The sequence below is a fragment of the Methylobacterium sp. P3_A11 genome, from assembly GCF_056403155.1.
In genome coordinates this window covers 18978-35251 of the sequence record NZ_JBFUGA010000006.1, presented here as the reverse complement: position 1 = coordinate 35251, position 16274 = coordinate 18978, and the positions used below count along the sequence as shown (strand labels likewise).

General features: G+C 65.7%; 9 protein-coding genes and 2 pseudogenes. 4 read left to right on the top strand and 7 right to left on the bottom strand.

Annotated elements, in window-relative coordinates; all coding sequences use genetic code 11:
* Nucleotides 1-46 precede the first annotated feature (46 nt).
* The 7 genes and pseudogenes from AC1DXK_RS03340 to AC1DXK_RS03310 form a co-directional block, all read right to left on the bottom strand.
* Nucleotides 47-253: a type II toxin-antitoxin system RelE/ParE family toxin gene (locus AC1DXK_RS03340; protein WP_477296836.1), complete on the bottom strand. Its 207-nt coding sequence runs from the start codon at nt 251-253 to the stop codon at nt 47-49.
* Between the two features lie 269 nt (nt 254-522).
* Nucleotides 523-2907: a glycosyltransferase family 2 protein gene (locus AC1DXK_RS03335; RefSeq protein WP_477296834.1), complete on the bottom strand. Its 2385-nt coding sequence runs from the start codon at nt 2905-2907 to the stop codon at nt 523-525.
* 52 nt (nt 2908-2959) lie between these two features.
* Nucleotides 2960-3373, bottom strand: coding sequence for a hypothetical protein (locus AC1DXK_RS03330; protein WP_477296832.1), 414 nt, complete (start codon nt 3371-3373; stop codon nt 2960-2962).
* 449 nt (nt 3374-3822) lie between these two features.
* Nucleotides 3823-5976, bottom strand: a complete 2154-nt coding sequence (locus tag AC1DXK_RS03325) for a glycosyltransferase family protein (protein WP_477296830.1) — start codon at nt 5974-5976, stop codon at nt 3823-3825.
* A 593-nt stretch (nt 5977-6569) separates the two neighbouring features.
* Nucleotides 6570-7205 (bottom strand): annotated as a pseudogene (locus tag AC1DXK_RS03320) (DedA family protein); the annotation flags it as partial.
* A 113-nt stretch (nt 7206-7318) separates the two neighbouring features.
* A complete protein-coding gene (locus AC1DXK_RS03315; RefSeq protein WP_477296828.1) occupies nt 7319-8362 on the bottom strand; it encodes an NAD-dependent epimerase/dehydratase family protein in 1044 nt (347 codons plus the stop codon).
* Nucleotides 8359-11028: a glycosyltransferase family 61 protein gene (locus AC1DXK_RS03310; RefSeq protein ID WP_477296826.1), complete on the bottom strand. Its 2670-nt coding sequence runs from the start codon at nt 11026-11028 to the stop codon at nt 8359-8361. The genes AC1DXK_RS03315 and AC1DXK_RS03310 overlap by 4 nt, the downstream gene beginning before the upstream one ends.
* A 265-nt stretch (nt 11029-11293) precedes the next feature.
* Here AC1DXK_RS03310 and AC1DXK_RS03305 point away from each other — a divergent pair, with 265 nt between their 5' ends.
* The 4 genes and pseudogenes from AC1DXK_RS03305 (at nt 11294) to AC1DXK_RS03290 (ending at nt 15767) form a co-directional block, all read left to right on the top strand.
* Nucleotides 11294-11938: an acetyltransferase gene (locus AC1DXK_RS03305; RefSeq protein ID WP_477296824.1), complete on the top strand. Its 645-nt coding sequence runs from the start codon at nt 11294-11296 to the stop codon at nt 11936-11938.
* 6 nt (nt 11939-11944) lie between these two features.
* Nucleotides 11945-12720: pseudogene (locus AC1DXK_RS03300) on the top strand (transposase).
* 109 nt (nt 12721-12829) lie between these two features.
* Nucleotides 12830-13939, top strand: coding sequence for a DegT/DnrJ/EryC1/StrS family aminotransferase (locus AC1DXK_RS03295; RefSeq protein WP_477296823.1), 1110 nt, complete (start codon nt 12830-12832; stop codon nt 13937-13939).
* 55 nt (nt 13940-13994) lie between these two features.
* The gene (locus tag AC1DXK_RS03290; protein ID WP_477296821.1) at nt 13995-15767 is read left to right on the top strand and encodes a glycosyltransferase family 61 protein; all 1773 of its coding nucleotides are present in this window, start codon (nt 13995-13997) and stop codon (nt 15765-15767) included.
* Nucleotides 15768-16274 lie beyond the last annotated feature (507 nt).

Genomic DNA, 16274 nt, shown 5'->3' with positions numbered 1-16274 from the left:
ACCCCTTTTTGCCCTGACTTGGGTCTAATCAAATCAAATCAATAGGTTAGCCCTCGCTGCGACCACGATTGCGGAGGTTTTTGGAGATGTCCAGCTGATTGCCAGGCGGTGATCGAAGGTCGCCCAGCGCGGCTGCAGCGTCGATCATGTCGAGCTTGCGTATGGCGGTGGCCTTGAAGGCGCGCCACTGCCGGTGGCTGATATCGTGGAGGTGGAGCGCCTCCGTGTCCTTGTCAGAGAAAGTCTGGATCATCAGCGCTTGATACGTTATACGTAATGCGTATCAAGCTGTGCGGAGAAAGGCAACTGTTCCAGCTCATCTGCTCCTTCACGGAAGCAGGCAGTGACCAGTGTCGCGATCGCCTTGCACAGCGAGTCGCAGCCCGATCTTGATGTGCATCGCCACCCAGCCGCCCACCGCCGCTCGGAAAAGGACGAGGGCAAGCGAGTGGCTCTCAAACCGATCCAGCCCGGGGGCGCCACGCGGCCCCGGCTCGCTTCCCTCCGCACGCGAGGACGGGATCAGCCCTGCTCGGCCGATCGCTTCACCCGGTGGGTGAAGATCACCGACAGCCAGGGCACGACCTCGTGCTCGACCTCGATGGAGATCAGCACCTCGAGGTGGAGCGCGTAGGGAAGGGTGAAGCGGAAGCCGCAGCGGGCTTCCTCCATGGTGGTGGGCATGTCGCCGAGCACCGCCGCGATCACGTCCGGCCGGTGGACGTCGACGGGGATGCGCTGGGTCTCACCGTCGACCTCAGCGACAAGCGTCGCCCTGGCGCGGCTCGCCGAGACCACCCAGCCGGCCAGCACCACCTGCCCGTCCTGGATCTCGGCCCAGACCCGATCCCGGGGGGCCTCCAGGTTCGCCCGGGCGAAGGAATCCGGCAATTCCCCGTCGAGTTCGGCCACGGTGCAGCCGACCTCGTACTTCTCGAAGCCGCGCCCCTCGCCGAAGAGGCCGGCGAACTCCTTCTGGTACCAGGCGATGCGGGCGTTCTTGATGTTCTCAGGCAAGCCCGACCACTGGCCTTTGGCCTGGATTGTGTAGACCGACAGCAGCTCGCGAAGAAACGCGATGCGGCCCTTGTCGGCAATGTAGAGGTTCATTAGCCAATCGGCCGCTGAGGTGGTCTCGTAGAATGTCTCCGGCACCGCGCGCAGGGCCTCGGCGCGGTAGAAGCAGCAGGAGAAGTTCGCGGTCAGCGGCGAATTAGCCAGAACCGGGAAGCTGATCGTGCCGGTGGGATAGCGGCCCTGCTCGTCGTGCGGCACGTAGGAGCCGGTTGCCGGGTAGTGGAGCAGGACCCAGTTGAAACACATGTCGAGCGCGCGGTCGTTGCGCAGCATACGCATCTGCATGGCGATCTTGCGGTCGGACAACCAGTAATCGTCCGCCTCGCAAAAGGCGATGTAGCGGCCCGTGCAGGCGGAGATGCAATCCTGCATGTTGCGCAGCATGCCGAGATTGCGCTCTCGGGGCCGAACGATGATGCGCTCTGGGTCGCGCGTCCGGTAGGATTCGACAATCTCAGCGGTTCCGTCCGCGGACTTGTCGTCGCCGATCACCACCTGCATCCGGAACAGGCCGCGTTGCCCCAGCACTGCGTCGAGGCAGCGGGCGATGTCACGGGCGTGGTTGTAGGCGGTGACGACGACGCTTACGGTGAGTTGCTCCATCAGCCACGCGCGCAGGGCGTCCGGCTCACCGGAGAGCTGGTCGGGCGCGTCGAGACCCATATCGCGCAGGGCCGTTCGGGCGATGTCGGGGTTGGCATCGATCAGCCGCCCGAGGCTCGGGACGTCCTCCTCGTCGAGATAGGCTTCGCCGAGGCGCCGGAAAATCGCCTTCTGCGAGGCCTCGTAGCCCGCCGCGTAACGGCCGCCGAAATGGCCGCGCAATTGGCGGAAGAACTCGATCTCGGCATTGCCGAGCTTCTTGTGTCGGGCGAGTTCGGTCGCGTAGGTCGCCCACATTCCGGCCGCGTGTTTACGGTAGACTGCCATGATCTGAGGTAGAAACCCAATGCGGCCGACCTCGGCGTGCATGAGGTGTACGTACCAATCCACCGGCGCGATGCTTTCATCTAGCCGGAATGTCTCCTCGCCATGATAGCGCCAGCGATAGAGCACGCTGTTGGTTTGGATGAAATTGTGAGCGACAAGATCGGAAAGCGACGGCTGCGCGCCCGAATGCTGCGGGTAGACTTCCTCTACTCCGGGTATCTCCTCGTAGATAACGCGCACCGGATGGAAGCAGAGAGTAAATTCTGGACGCTCTCTCAAAAATTCGATCTGACGCTGAAGCTTGTCAGTATCGGTCCAGTAATCATCGCCCTCGCAGATTGCCACGTACTCACCACGGGCTCGCTGCGCGAGATCGGCGAAATTCCTGTTCACACCGAGATTCTCGGTGCGCAGCACCGCCACGAGGTTGGGGTGCCGCGCGGCGTACTCGGCAATGATCTCGGCGGTCCCGTCGGTGGAGCGGTCGTCGCCGACGAGCAGCTCGAAGGGGAAATCCGTGACCTGTCCGAGGATGCTCTCAAGGGTCTGCCGGATGAATGCCGACTGATTGTAGGCGATGCACAGTACAGAGACGACTGGGCGGTTCCAGGCCGGCGCGGGCTGGGTCTCAGCCCGCGCGCGGATCCAGGCCGCGAAGGGATTGACGAAGGTACCATCGAAGGTGTCGTCCGGCGCGGCGGTGAAGTCGGCCCGGGGCTGGCGGCCGAGCCGGGCGCCGTATTTCACGTAGTGTTCGAGGGGCGACAAATCGGTCAGGCCAACATCGGGATAGCGTGTCGCGTACTCGATATGGTCGAACAGGCCGCTGGCGTAGATCGTCGCGAAATCGTCCTGCCACGGTTCGAGCGCGGGCGCGGCCTCTCCTGCACCGTCCTGCATCGATCAGATCCCTCGAACGCGCGTCAGCGGGCCGCTTCCCCAGACCATACCCTCAGAGGGTGCTAGGGAGGCGACCTTCCTCGGAGCCGTGGTTGTAATAGTGCTGCGTCGGATCGGCGCCGGCATTTGCGACATCGTCGTTGCACGAGAGGTAAAACTGGCGATCGAAGAGCCCGGAGGCTTCGAGCCATCCTAGCATCGTCTGTTCGGGCACGACGGGAGCACGGTCGGCGGCAATCGCCGCCTCCCTGTAGAGGTGCGCGAACCGCGCGATCCGGGCCGCGAGCTCCTTGGCAGCAGGGCGTCGTACCGAGGATGCAACGACGCTCGACTGCTCACCGGGGCGCCGGCGCTGAAGATCAGCTTCGGCCAAGCGCACCAGACGGGCCAACTCACCCTGCGTCTCCTTGAGCCGCGCCTGCGTGTCGGCGAGCTCGGCCCGCAGCGCTTCTACGTCCTCGCCCATGGTCGGCTCCGTCCTAATCACGACGCCCTGCGATACTGGCGTGCGCGGGTCACGCTGCGGGATCGGCTGTGTTCCGGCGCGAAATGGCACCCCGGTCGGGTAAGCCGGCGTGATACGATCGGCTCCAGGATGGGTCAACTCTGGGCATCGTGAAAGCGGAATCTTACAGCGCCACCTATAGGCAGAATCGGCAAGTCAGTGGCAGTCAGACGGCAAAAGAGAGCCTTCGCATTTCACGCGGGTTAAGGATGCGTGAGATCACATCTGATCCAACTGGCTCCAAGGATGCAGCCAGACATGATAGTGACTGCCAGTATGACGTCCGATGAGTCCTCACGTCGGAGCTCTGCAAAGAACTCGCTTGTTTGCCTGATGCTCTTCGGTAAAATTTTTCACGGTCTCAATCATAAGCGTGTACGATTGAGCTCGCTTGAGGATAGATCGCGACCTTAGATGGCTCTAAGTTGCGCCCGAAGTAAAGTGAGTCGCGGCAGCATCTGGCGTGCGAAGCTGTATTCCCGCAAGATGGCTAGGCGGCCGGACTCGCTGAGACGCCGGAGCGCCTCGCGGTCTCCGGCGTAGAACTCGATCCTGGCGGCGATCCCATCTGCGTCGCGCGTGATCAGCTCGAACTCCTTCCCGGGGACGAGGGCAGGTGTTCCGTCGAGCCGGCGATTCAGCTCAAGGGAATCGGAGAGGAACATGGCCACGCCGCGCAAACCTGCCTCGACGCAGGAGGTGGTGGGGAACCCGTCGAACGACCCGCGCCCGCCGTCACGCTCCATCGGCGACAGGTTCGGCGATATGACGATGTCCATGCCGGGATAGAAGTCGGGGAAGAACGAGGCCGGCTGTACGCCGTGGAAATAGACCCGATCGACCCGCGTGACGCCGAGCAAGTCCGCCGTCCAGTCGCCGACGTAGTGCCACTCGAAGCGGGGGTCGTCCGCGTAGCGACGGACGAGGTCGGTGAAGACGTCGCAGCCCTTCTCGACGCCGAACTCCGTGTAGCGCTGGGCCACGAAGCAGATCCGGATCGTGTCCTGAAGCGGTCGATTGATCCGCGAGCAGCGCACACTCGCCGCGACGTCCCAACAATCGGGCGAGACCGCGCCGAAGATGAAGGCGATCTGGTCCGGATCGCACCAGCCGCGGTCGAGCAGGTAGTCGCGCTGCAGGGTGTGGGTCGTGAGCACCTTGGCGAAGCGGCGATCGCCGAGGACGCGCCGGAGCTTGGCATCCGAGACCGGATCGTTCGGCATAAATCCGCCCCCCGGATAGAGGGTGAAGGTGAGGCGCTCGGCGCGCAGATCTGGGTTCGAGGCCAGCAGCACGGCCGCGTTGTGCAGGAAGGTCGTGTGCAGGACTTCGGCGCTGAGATCATGGTCGGTGTTCAGGGCGCGCACCCGGCCCGCCAGGGTCGGATGCTCCGTCTCGAACTGGCGCAGTTCGTCGAGGAAGGTCCGGTCAGGCCGGTAGCGGTTGATGTCGCGCAGCGACGAGGCAACCCGGCTCTCTGGGATGGCGTACAGGTAGGTGAGCAGCTCGCCGTAGCGGAACGCCGAAAACCGCGACGGAAAACTGGAATCGACGAGGAGGAGGCCTGCCCGCCCGGCCCGAAATCGTCGTACCGGAGCGGCGACCTTCGGATAGACGGCCCGGGCTTGGTTAGCTGCCTGCCACGCTTGCGGATCAAAACCCGGCACGGCGCCGCTTCCAGCATATAGCTGCTCGGCCTGGCTTCGGTCGCGCGCAAGCAAGCCGTGGAGGGACCGGGTGTGGGGGCTGGTGTCGCCAAGGTCGAGGGCGAGGCGCGCCTGCTCCTCGGATTCCACGAGCCGACCCCAGGTCCGAAAGATAACCGCGAGCCGGAAGCGGAACAGGGCCGGATCCTCGCAACCCACCGCCAGCGCGATCTCGTAGGCTGCCGCTGCGGTTCCCAGCCGGCCCAGCGTCTCGGCCTGGTAGGCGGCCAGACCGCACCGGGCGATCAGGCCGCTGCCCTCGACCTCCACGGCGCTCCGGGCGGCCTCGAGCGCCCCGTCGCGCCGCCCCAGGGCGAGCAGCGCTCCGACGCGCACGAGGAGCGCCTGAAGGCCTACGACAGGGCCGCCCGCCAGCATTGCGAGCGCCGCCGCGGGATCGTTGGCGTGCAGCCGCTCGGACGCGGCCTGGACCCGTGCGTAGGGGTTCGCGGGATCGTGCGTTAGCGCCGCCGCACTGGCCGCGGCGAGCGCGCGACCCTCTAGGAGGTTGGGCAGCCGCCCTTCCGCGACCCCGTAATTGAGGTAATGGCCGAGGGGATTGACTCCAGCTTCTGCGATATCGGGATAGAGGGTCAGGTAGGTGCGGGTGCTGAACAGCGGTCCGGGATCGAACCCGACCGCGGCGCCATGGACGCAGTAATGCTCGGCCGGGCTGAGACTGGCTGCCTCAGCGGGCGACACCTGCTCCCGATAGAAGGCCGAATCGAACAGCGGGTTCGGGTCGAGATCAGAGAGCCAGCCCTCTGCCGCGTAGGCTTCCGGCGTCGCGACGCCGCGGTGGCCGTAGCGCCGGGCCACGGAACCCGCGTCGAACAATCCCGCCAGATCCGGATGCATACCGTCGTCCGTCCCTCTCTTCGCGCCCGCGGAGTCCCGTCACAGGACGGAGGGACGTGCGGCCGTCCGGCCGGCGTGCGCGCAATCCGCCGAGCCTTCGCGCGGCGTAGCTTCTCGCATAGCGGGTCCGATGTGCCTACCCTGCTCGGGCGGCACTTCGGCTGCATGTCCCCTCAGGCGTATGCGCCGTCGGCGCTCCCTTTGGCGGCGATCGTGGAGCCGGGGCCGGTCAGACGCCGGCCGATGACCAGCAGGACAGCAACAGGCACGACGAGAACCAGCCCGACGCCGAGGATCCCGACATGCCCGACGAGGCGCCCGTAAAATCCCCCGGTCACCCCATCGTACCACGAGACCATCGCCATCCCGACGCTCGATGCCACGAGAAGCGCGAGCATCTTGAACCATAGGGGCAGGGGCTGCCGAGACCGAACGGGCGCGGCGGCACCGGCTTCGCCCGAATCGGTGTCTCGCTGGGCCAGGAGCGCTTCGACCTCGCTCGCGAAGTCCGCCTGGATCCGGTCCCGCCGATCCGCGTCGCCATCGCTGCGCGCCCGTTCGGCCTGCGGCACGATCTCATCTAGCCCCTCGGCCAACGGACCGGGGATCGCGGCCTCGGCGGCGAGCATCAGGCGCGCCTCATGCCGACGCATGAACAGCCACAGAGCGACCGCACCGAGCAGGACGAAGGCCAGCAACCCGAGGCCGACCGGCCCCATGACGTTCTCGATGGAGCGCCCGCACAGATACGCGCCGAACCCCATGATCGAGGCCCAGGCCACACCGCCCAGCGCATTGAAGGCGAAGAAGCGGCGGGCGTCGAGCTTGTTCACGCCGGCGAGCACGGCCGCGTAGGCGCGCAGCATCGCGGTGAACCGCCCGAAGAACACGATCTTCCCGCCATGCCGGCGGAACAGGTATTGACCGAGCTTGAGCCGCCCGTGGTCGAGGCCGATCAGGTGCCCCTTGCGCAGGAGCAGGGGCAAACCCCAACGGCGGCCGACCCAGTAGCCGGCATTGTCGCCCAGGATGGCGGCGGTCGCGGCGATCGCCACCACGACGGCGATGTTGATGTTGCCGGTGCTGCCGGCATAGGCCGCCGAGGTCAGCAGGACCGTCTCGCCCGGCAGGGGCAGCCCGGCGCTCTCCAGCGTGATGATCACGAAGATCGCCAGGTAGCCGTAATGCGCGATCAGGTCGGCGATCGGCAGATCGTGCAGGAAGGACATGCGGTCTCCTCGCGGATCAGACCGCCGCGCTGTCGTCGATAAACGTGGCCACTCCGGGGCGGGTCGCCGCGGACGGGCTGCGTCGGAGCGTACACCGCGCCGTGAGGACTGCATCAATCCTCGCGGATACCGTGCGTACCGGCGGAGCCCGCGCGCATATCCGCCAGGTGCGCCTGCATCCAAGCGATTGTCCCGATCAGCCCGTGGCGCAGGGCAACGCGCGGCTGCCAGCCGAACTCGGACCGGATCAGTGCGGTGTCGAGGACGTTGGCCGGCACGTCGGCAGCCCGGCTCGGCTTGTAGACGCAAGGGAGGCGGTCTCGCCCGAAGGCCGCCTCAAGCTCGGCGATGACTTGGTTCACGCTCAGGCCCACGCCGCTGCCGACGTTGAGGACCTTGTGGGGACCGTCATAGGTGACGGCGGCGAGGAAGGCGTCGCTGACGTCGTCGACGTGCAGGAAGTCGCGCACCACTTCGCCGGTGCCCCAGACCTCCAGGGACAGGCCCAAGAGGACGCGGTGGATGTAGCTGCCGATCAGCCCCTGGTGCTTGGTGCCGAGCTGGAACCGGCCGTACGGATTGGCGATCCGCAGGATCTGGTAATCGATTCCGTAGAGATGCCGGTAGAGGTAGAGCGACTTCTCGATCATCAGCTTGCTGATGCCGTAGGCCGAGATCGGATCGGTCGGCGCCTGCTCGGGGATCGGGATGGCGCGCGGAACCCCGTAGATCGCACCCCCGGAGGACGAGAACACCAGCTTCTTGACCCGAGCCGAGCGGCAGATCTCTAGTAGGTGCAGGGTAGCGATCGGCGCGGCCGCGAGTTCCGCCGATGGATCCCGGTTTGAACTCTCCGGGATCGAACCGGCGATCAGGTGGAAGACGACGTCCTGGCGCTCGACGGCATTGGCGATGGCGAGACGGTCGGCGAACTGGCCGGTCACCCGGGCGACGCGCCGGTCCAGCACCTCGGGCTGCGGGTGGCTGCGGCTGAAACACGTGACCTCGGCGCCCGCCTCGGCCAGACGGTTGCACAGGTTCAGTCCGAGGAATCCGCCACCCCCGAGCACGAGGCAGCGGGCGCCCGCGAGCGACGGCGTCGGCGGCTCCGTTGCGTCGCACTTTGCCACCGGCCGGCCCTCGGGGTGCGGGCTCATGCCCGTGCCTCGGCCGCGTGTTGAAGCGATGCGCCGGCCGGAGAAGCGACATCCGCGATCCGGCCCGTTTCGGCGGCCTCTGCCTCGCGCACTTCGATCATGCGTTCCACCAGCGCCAGGGCGGAAGCTTGTAACTTGAGCCGTGTCGGCTCCAGAGGCACCTTCTGGCAGGCCCGGGCCGCCGCATAGGCGGCCGCGTAGGCCGCGTCCCAGCCGGCGGCGAGGATCCGCGGGCCGGCGGCCCCCAGGTCGTCCCGGATGGTCGCCCACGCAGCCCGATGGGTCGCGTCCCAGGCCGCAGCCCGGGCCAGCGGCCCCGTCTGCCGCAGGGTCAGGTTCGCGATCGCCGCCCGCTTGCGCGCGCGCTTCAGATGATCGCACAGGATTGCGAGACCGGTGACGTCCTCGATCTCGGGCAGACCGGCGAGCGCGTCGCCCTCGACGTTCAGCTTGGCGAGGCGGAACCACGCCGGCAGGTGGGTGCGGACGAGCCAATCGGCCACCAGGGCGACCCGCCGCCGCTCCAGCACCTCCGAGTCGCGCGCGTCGACGAGGCGCGGGATGAGCGGCCGGATCAGCGCCTCGCGCGCCTCCCGCGGTAACCCATCACTCCAAGTGCGGATGAAGGCGGCGAGGCTCGGCGACGCGCAGACTCGCGGATCCGGATGCGGCTCGCCGGCTAGGTAAGCCGTCTCCGGAGCGCTGAGCTCACCCTCAGGGCCCTTAGGCGGACTGGCCGCGAGCGTCGTGACGCGCGCGCGCCGGTCGGGATCGACGCGGGCGAACTCCGCGGTCTGCTGGTCCCGAGGCGGGAATGCGTCGCGACGGGGCACCTGGATCGGCCGGTCGTCCGCCGCACCCGGGAACCCGGCCGCCACACCGGTGGCGATCTCGGCTTCGAGCGCCGCCACGGCGGCTACGACCTTTCCGGGATCGACCGTGTAGCTCACGTGGAAGGCGTGCACGCCTGGGCGCGGGAGCGTGCGGCCGCGCAGGAACAGGATCCGCGCGCCACCGGCCTCGATGAAGCTGGTATAGCCCCGGAAGTTGAAGGACAGCTCCTCGTGGATCAGGCCCAGGATGCGGCACTCGGGCCTGCAGAACAGGGCGTTGCAGAGCGCCGAACTTGATGAGCCCACCACCATGGCGGCCGAGTGGAAGGCCTCGACCTGTTCGAGGAACGACATCGTCTCCGGGTAGATTACCTCGAAGCCCAGAGGTTGCAGCCGCTGGGCGATCTCCGCCTCGTTCACTAGGGCGCGCTGAGTGAAGGCCGCGCGCGAGATGAACAGGCGCCGGTCGGTCCGACCCGAGAGAAGGCCGCGCTCACGCGCGCGATCGAGAAGCTGTTGGCGCACCGCCACGAAGATGTCGGCCGGCCAGACGGTGTCGTAGAAGGGACGGCCGGGCCTCATGTCGAAAGGGAAGAAGGCCGGTACCGGCGCCATCCCGAGGAGCCCGAATTCGATCGGCCTGGGCGGCAGCTTGATTACGGGCCGGTCACGCCTGTCGATCAGGCGCAGGATCTCCTCGTGGGAGGCGGGCATGTGCTCGTCGATGCAGAGCGGAATCCCATCCGGGCAGCGCGAGTCGTTATAGCAGAGCATTCGGGGCACAAATTCGAGGAGCCAGTGGCCATAGTTCCGGCTCTGGAACCCGAACATCATCAGCCCAGCTTCGACCGTCCAGGCGTCCTCGGGAACCTCCACGAGCGCGCGCGTGGCGCCGAACGCGGCGGTCATGATCTGGTCCGGGTTGAGGCCGTCCTGCAGCAGGATGTCCGGTCGGCGCGGATGGGCAGCGAGGTCGTAGACTAGCTTGTCACCGACGACGACGACGTTGCTGCGCGGAAATGCACGCACCCCCTCGAGAAATGCGAGATATTGGGCCGGTACGTCCAGGGTGCCGGCCTCTGAACGCAACGGGGGGGATGGTGCCCAGAAGCGCAGTTCGGGCGCTGCGATACGACGCTCCGACAAAACTTCGGTGTAGCGGGCGCTGCCAGCCGCCGCGAGGGCTTGGACGGACACGATATCGTAGGCCGCCAGGGGGCCGGAACCGGTGACCTGGCGCGTCCCCTCGTGCAGGGTGATCGCCTCGTCGAAACGCCCACCCTCCAGCAGGGCATCGAGGAGAAGGCGGCGCAGGTTCTTGACCTTGGTGCTGAGACGGTCGCCGTCCTCCGTCGTTACGCCCGCGTCACCGCCGTTAAGCGCGTAGGCGAGATGATAGCATCGGAGGCATGGCTCGGGCTGGTTCCGGCACTCATACGTCCATCCAAGCTGCAGCAAGGTCGCGACGCCGTCGTGGATCAGCGCGGGCGCGTCGCCGTCGACCCGCAGGCGCGCGACGTAGGCGGCGGCCTCATCGAAGCGGCCGCGCCCGCAGAGGTCGCGCAGGCGCGCGGTGGCGGCGGCGCGCATCCAGCGGTCACGATCGTTCGTGACGATCGACCCGATCAGATCGTAGGTGTCAGCGGCGGCGCCGAGTTGGTCATCGCCCTCGAGCCGGAACGTGAGAGCTTCGAGGTGTCGCCGAATGGCGACGAGCCGAGCGCCCGCGCGATCTTCGGCGGCGACCACGGCACGGAGCCGTCCGATCACGTCCGAAGCGTTGTCGCGACTGACCGTTCGGATCAAGTCGAGGAACGTCTTCGTCGGCCTCATATCCGTTCTGTGCCCAATCGAACCCGCTTGCCCGCGCTCATCAAGCGGCGCGCCGTTGCGCGATGTACTGGAATGGGGGCACCATGGCGAGGCGCCCCAGGGCTACGAGTCGCTTTCGACGACACGCCAACGCTGGAGGGCGAGCGAGATCTCGTGTAGGGCAGCGCACCGGACAGGCAGGGATCCCGCGCATGGACGATTACCCGAGCGACAAGCAGCCGCCCGGGCGGAGCTGCATTGAGAGCGCGTCACGGATCCCGGCGCTATGACGGTCCGCCTCGTCCTGTACGGCGCGGGCGCCCTCGCGCGCGAGATCGTGGACGTCTTGGCACGGCTGAATGCAGACGGGACCGCGATCGAGTTGCAGGCAAGCATCGTCGATCCGGGGATCGATTCGCCAGAGACGTTCCGCGGCAAGCCTGTCGTGCGGGATGTGCGCACCTTCGCGGGTGCCGACAATCTGCGTTTCGTCGTCGCCCTCGGCGAGCCCGAGTCCCGAGCCCGAGCGGTCGCGCATCTGCAGACGGAAATCGGCGCTCGATTCGCCTCGATCATCGATCCCGGGGTTCTGGTCGGCGCCAGCAGCCGCATCGGCGCGGGCGCGGTAATTCTCGGCCATTCCTCCATCACGGCGGATGCGCGGCTCGGAGAGCACGTTTTGGTCAACCCCGGTTGTACGATCGCACACGACAACGCGCTTGATGATTTTGCCACGCTGAGTCCAGGGGTCCACTTGGCGGGCCATGTGAGCGTGGGGCAGGGCGCGTTTCTCGGGACGGGTGCCTCCGTGATCCCGCGGGTCCGAATCGGCGCGCGCGCAGTGATCGGCGCCGGTGCCGTCGTGATCCGGAACGTGGCTCCGGGCCAGACGGTGATCGGCAATCCGGCCCGGCCCTTGCGGCACGCTTAGAGCTCTCTGCAAAGGGCTCGCGAGCAGGGGGAGCAAGCCCATGCGCGGCGGGCACAACGCTTTGGGCTGAGCGCTGAGCAGCGGGAGCAGATCGCCCCGTTGCCGCCTTCAGAAGCCGCGGACGGGCGATCCTGCCCAGGACCATCGCCGGATCCTCAACGGCATGCTCTGGATCCTGCGCACCGGCGCACCTTGGGAGGATCTACTGGCCCGCCACGGCCCTGTCGGCACGGTGTCGAGCCGGCTCTACCCGCGTCGGCAGCGGGCATGTTCGATCGGGACCTGCACTTTTTGGATGCCACGGCGGTGCGCGCCCAGCGGCCCGCCGCCGGAGCACACCGCCCGGGAGCCGTCGGGATTGAGGGTGCGATCGAGGAAGTCGGCGAGGCGCTCGGCCTCAGCCAGGGCGGGTCCTCGACCGAGCTCCACCTGCGCGCTGTGGGCAGCGGAGGGCCGATCGCGGCAGTGCTGACGGCCGGCGAGCGCCATGAGCGGCTAACGTTGAATGCACGAGCGACAAAGGCGCATTGCTACGCTTTGGCCGGGGTTGAGGGCACCTGCGTGTTTGGAGGCCGGCAGGGAATAGCAGCTAATTCAGCCCGCCAGCCCGGCTTCGTCAGAGCAGACCATCGATACCGCAACGCCCTTGAACGGATGATCGGCCGGCTCAAACAGTACCGCCGCACTGCCACCGGCTGCGAGAAGTAGGCCATCAGCTACTCATCAGAGTCACACTCAACATGATCACGCCTTGGCTCAAGCGAGTTTGCAGAGATACCTAATCAGCGGGTAGCGCCTTCCGCCGACAGGGCGGGCCATGTATAGCAGCCTTCGCCGCCGGGCGTTTGGATGAGGGTTCGTGGCGATCGGCAACCAGGATGCATTTCTAAAATGATTCCAGTACTCGTTCCAAGCATGCCGGAGACGGATGCGATCGTCCCGTACCTACGCCGGATCGATCAATCGCACATCTACAGCAATTACGGACCGCTCTCCCGCGAATTTACCGATAGGCTCTGCGGCTTCGTCTCGGAACGCGCTGAAGGCGCACCAGTGGCGGCAACGATTACTGGTAGCGGAACGACCGCTATTGAGCTTGCTCTGCGTTACCGGATCGCCGGCCGGAGCGGCCGGCTCTGCCTGATGCCCGCCTATACGTTCGTCGCCACCGCGCATGCGGCGGTCAATGTCGGCCTGGAGCCGTTCTTCGCGGACGTCGACCCCGAGACGCTGGCGCTGACGCCCGCCATCGCCGCGCGGGCCCTGGCGGCGGCCGAGGGCGAAATCGCCGCAGTGGTGGTGGTCAGCCCCTACGGCGCGCCAATCGACATCGCCGCCTGGGAGGCGTTCGAGGCGGCGCATGGAATCCCGGTGGTGTTTGATGCAGCCGCCGCCACGCTCAACCTGCATCGGGTGGGCACGCAGCCGATCTGTGTGAGCCTTCACGCAACCAAGGCACTCGGGATCGGAGAGGGCGGAGCGATCCTCACGACCGACACTGATCTCGTAGCGCAGACTACCGCCATGACGGGCTTCGGCTTCTCTGCGGGTAGCCGCGTCTCGGAGGTGCGCGGTGGCAACTATCGGATCTCTGAATATGCCGCCGCTGTCGGGTTGGCGGTGTTCGATAGCCTCGAAGAGCGCACTCGGTGCCTCAAGAAAGCGTCGCTCGCGTATGTCGAGGGGCTAAGCCGGATCGGCGTGCGGATGCAGCCAGGCTTCGGGACGGAGTGGCTGACCATGACGATCAGCGCACTGTTTGACCCCGAGACCGCCGAAGCGGTGACGACAGGCTTCGACTCAGCGGGAATCCAGTGGCGGCGCTGGTATGGGACCGGCTGCCAAGCGCACCCCGCATTTGCGACTTGTCGCCACGACGGCCTCGCGCAGACCGCGACCGTCGCCGCAGGCGCGATCGGGGTGCCGCTCTTCCCCGCAATTACGCTGGAGCAGATCGGCGCGGTATGCGACTGCGTGAAGCGTTCTCTGGCTGCGCGTTAAGCTAAGGAGTGCGGCGCGCGTCGTTCGGAGCGTTGACGGGAACGGTCAAGACGAGATGATAGGCGATCTTCGACGGATCCTGACACAGGCCAATCGAACGAACGGAGCCGCCGCGCTCGACTCAATCGAGGATTGCCTCACCACCTTGGCCAACGATAGGCCGGAGACCTACGCCCAGCACCTCGCCACCCTCGGTTTCCGGTTCCAGAGTGAGGACAGGCTCGATCTCGCAGCGCGTGCCTACGGACTGGCGGCCCGGGTGACACGTTCTCGCACTTCGCAGTACAGCCTTGCCGCCATCCGGGCGAGCATCGTCGACCTGTGCGGGCGCAAAGCATTCGACGAAGTGGAAGGGCTACTCCACCAACTGCGCGAGGTCGGGGCGGCCTATCACGATCGCGGTACGGATGATCCGTCGCTGATTCACATCGCCTGGCACTACGAGCTCGCCGGGGATATCGAGAGCGCAGTGCGCAGCTACCTGCTCGCCCGGACGGCGCGGGACCAGTTAGGCGGTCAGGCGCTGACGATCGACGGCGATACCCTCGAGCGCAAGATTCGGAACTTGCGAATCTTGCAGATGAATGCGCTCGCTGAGGAGGGCCGGTACGAGGAAGCGCAGGCGCTCCACGAGAGAACCCGCCACGTCCTTGGACTCGGTCCGCTGCGTCTATACGACATCGTCTCCGCTCACCAGGCCGCGGCTGAAGGAGAGGGTGCATATCACGAGCTACTCGGCGCTCGTCGGATCTCCGAGCCGGAGATCTCGTTCCTCGAAGGCCCAGTCGCGCTGACCTCGCAATGCGGAACCCTCGACGCGCCACCACAATACGTCGCTCGGTTTAGAAACTGCCTGACCTTTCCGCGCAGCAACCTCGTACTCAAAGGCGGCCGCCTAATTTATGATCTTGCCGCCCATCAGTTGAGCGGCATCGCGGACATAAAGGACGGCGTGAACCCCGACCAGATTATGACGGCGGTCTACGGCGCTACCCGCGCCTTGATTGAACAGCCGAGTGACCCGATGACGCTCGATGCCGGGCTGATGATGTTCGGACTGCAGAGCAAGAACTACGGCCATTGGCTCCTGGAATTTGTTCCACGCATGTTGTGGTTCAACGACCGCGCCACACCATCCGGCTTTCCGATCTGCATCGACGATCACATGCCCGCGACGCACCGACAGATTGTCGAATTACTCGACGAACGCGATCGCGCGATCCAGCCGCTACCGGCGATCGCCACACGATTCGGAGAACTCGGCATCGCTCCAGTTCCAACCTTCTTTCCGTTCGACACACGGATCGGAAAAACGGTGTACGATGCGATCTGGCCGATGGATGTCTTGGCGCGCATGCGGCGCGCCCTCCTTGATAAGATTGCGGCGCGCGGTATTGAACTGCGTTCGGCAGGACGACGCATTTTCCTTTCCCGGCAGGGCTTCACACAGCGTCAGCTCATTAATGAGCCTGAGATCATCGAAGTTCTCAAGCGTCACGGCTTCGACGTCGTATACCCTGAGAAGCTGTCGTTCATAGAACAAATCGCGCTCTTCTACTCAGCGGATCTGGTCGTTGGATCGGCCAGTTCAGCATTGACGAATTGTATTTTTTGCAATCCGAGCGCCCGCGTCATCGCGCTGATCCACGGAAACCCGTCGTTTAATTTCCGCGGCTACACAAGCATGATAGAGTCAAGCGGCGCGAAGCTTTTTTTCATGCGAGGATCGACCGTCAAAGGCGAGAAGACACATCAGTTCCACGCTAACTACATGATATCTCGCGAACAAATCATTCGTGGGCTAGAACTAGCCCGGCGTTCTACATAGCAGAAAGCCATCGGCATTGAACCAAACGGAGTCGACTTAGCTACAAAAGCGCTACCCGTCACGCCGCGGCCCGGTAGGTACCGTCGCGAGCTCAGAGTGCGGCTCTGAGTGCCACCTCGCCCGATACCAAAAGATGACAGGCCGCCGGCACGTCCGCCACGGTACCAAACAGCAGACCTTCGCGCCCGCGTTCCGCAGCCACCCCGGGTATCAGCAAAATGAATCGATAATCCCGCGCTGCGAGGATCGACCTTGCCATACAGAGAATACTCCATTTTAGGAAAATAACTTCGCAATTCCTTCGGGCACATCCACTACAGCACCCCCCTGAACAGGGCCAGGCGCAAAGCCGAGGCAAACGCCGCCTTCAGATTTTGACGCATGTCGCGGCGCAAGGTAAACGCGCCGCCAAGGCTCCCACCCCGGAGCCGCGGAGTTTTAATGCTCGGGGAGAGCCGCAGTCTGCGAAGCAGCCAATGGAGACGTCATCCGTCGTAATTGCGACTC

What these genes read in the sequence shown, in the direction of transcription:
- AC1DXK_RS03340 (WP_477296836.1), bottom strand. Translation starts at nt 253, where the DNA reads ATGATCCAGACTTTCTCTGACAAGGACACGGAGGCGCTCCACCTCCAC.
- AC1DXK_RS03335 (WP_477296834.1), bottom strand. Translation starts at nt 2,907, where the DNA reads ATGCAGGACGGTGCAGGAGAGGCCGCGCCCGCGCTCGAACCGTGGCAG.
- AC1DXK_RS03330 (WP_477296832.1), bottom strand. Translation starts at nt 3,373, where the DNA reads ATGGGCGAGGACGTAGAAGCGCTGCGGGCCGAGCTCGCCGACACGCAG.
- AC1DXK_RS03325 (WP_477296830.1), bottom strand. Translation starts at nt 5,976, where the DNA reads ATGCATCCGGATCTGGCGGGATTGTTCGACGCGGGTTCCGTGGCCCGG.
- AC1DXK_RS03315 (WP_477296828.1), bottom strand. Translation starts at nt 8,362, where the DNA reads ATGAGCCCGCACCCCGAGGGCCGGCCGGTGGCAAAGTGCGACGCAACG.
- AC1DXK_RS03310 (WP_477296826.1), bottom strand. Translation starts at nt 11,028, where the DNA reads ATGAGGCCGACGAAGACGTTCCTCGACTTGATCCGAACGGTCAGTCGC.
- AC1DXK_RS03305 (WP_477296824.1), top strand. Translation starts at nt 11,294, where the DNA reads ATGACGGTCCGCCTCGTCCTGTACGGCGCGGGCGCCCTCGCGCGCGAG.
- AC1DXK_RS03295 (WP_477296823.1), top strand. Translation starts at nt 12,830, where the DNA reads ATGATTCCAGTACTCGTTCCAAGCATGCCGGAGACGGATGCGATCGTC.
- AC1DXK_RS03290 (WP_477296821.1), top strand. Translation starts at nt 13,995, where the DNA reads ATGATAGGCGATCTTCGACGGATCCTGACACAGGCCAATCGAACGAAC.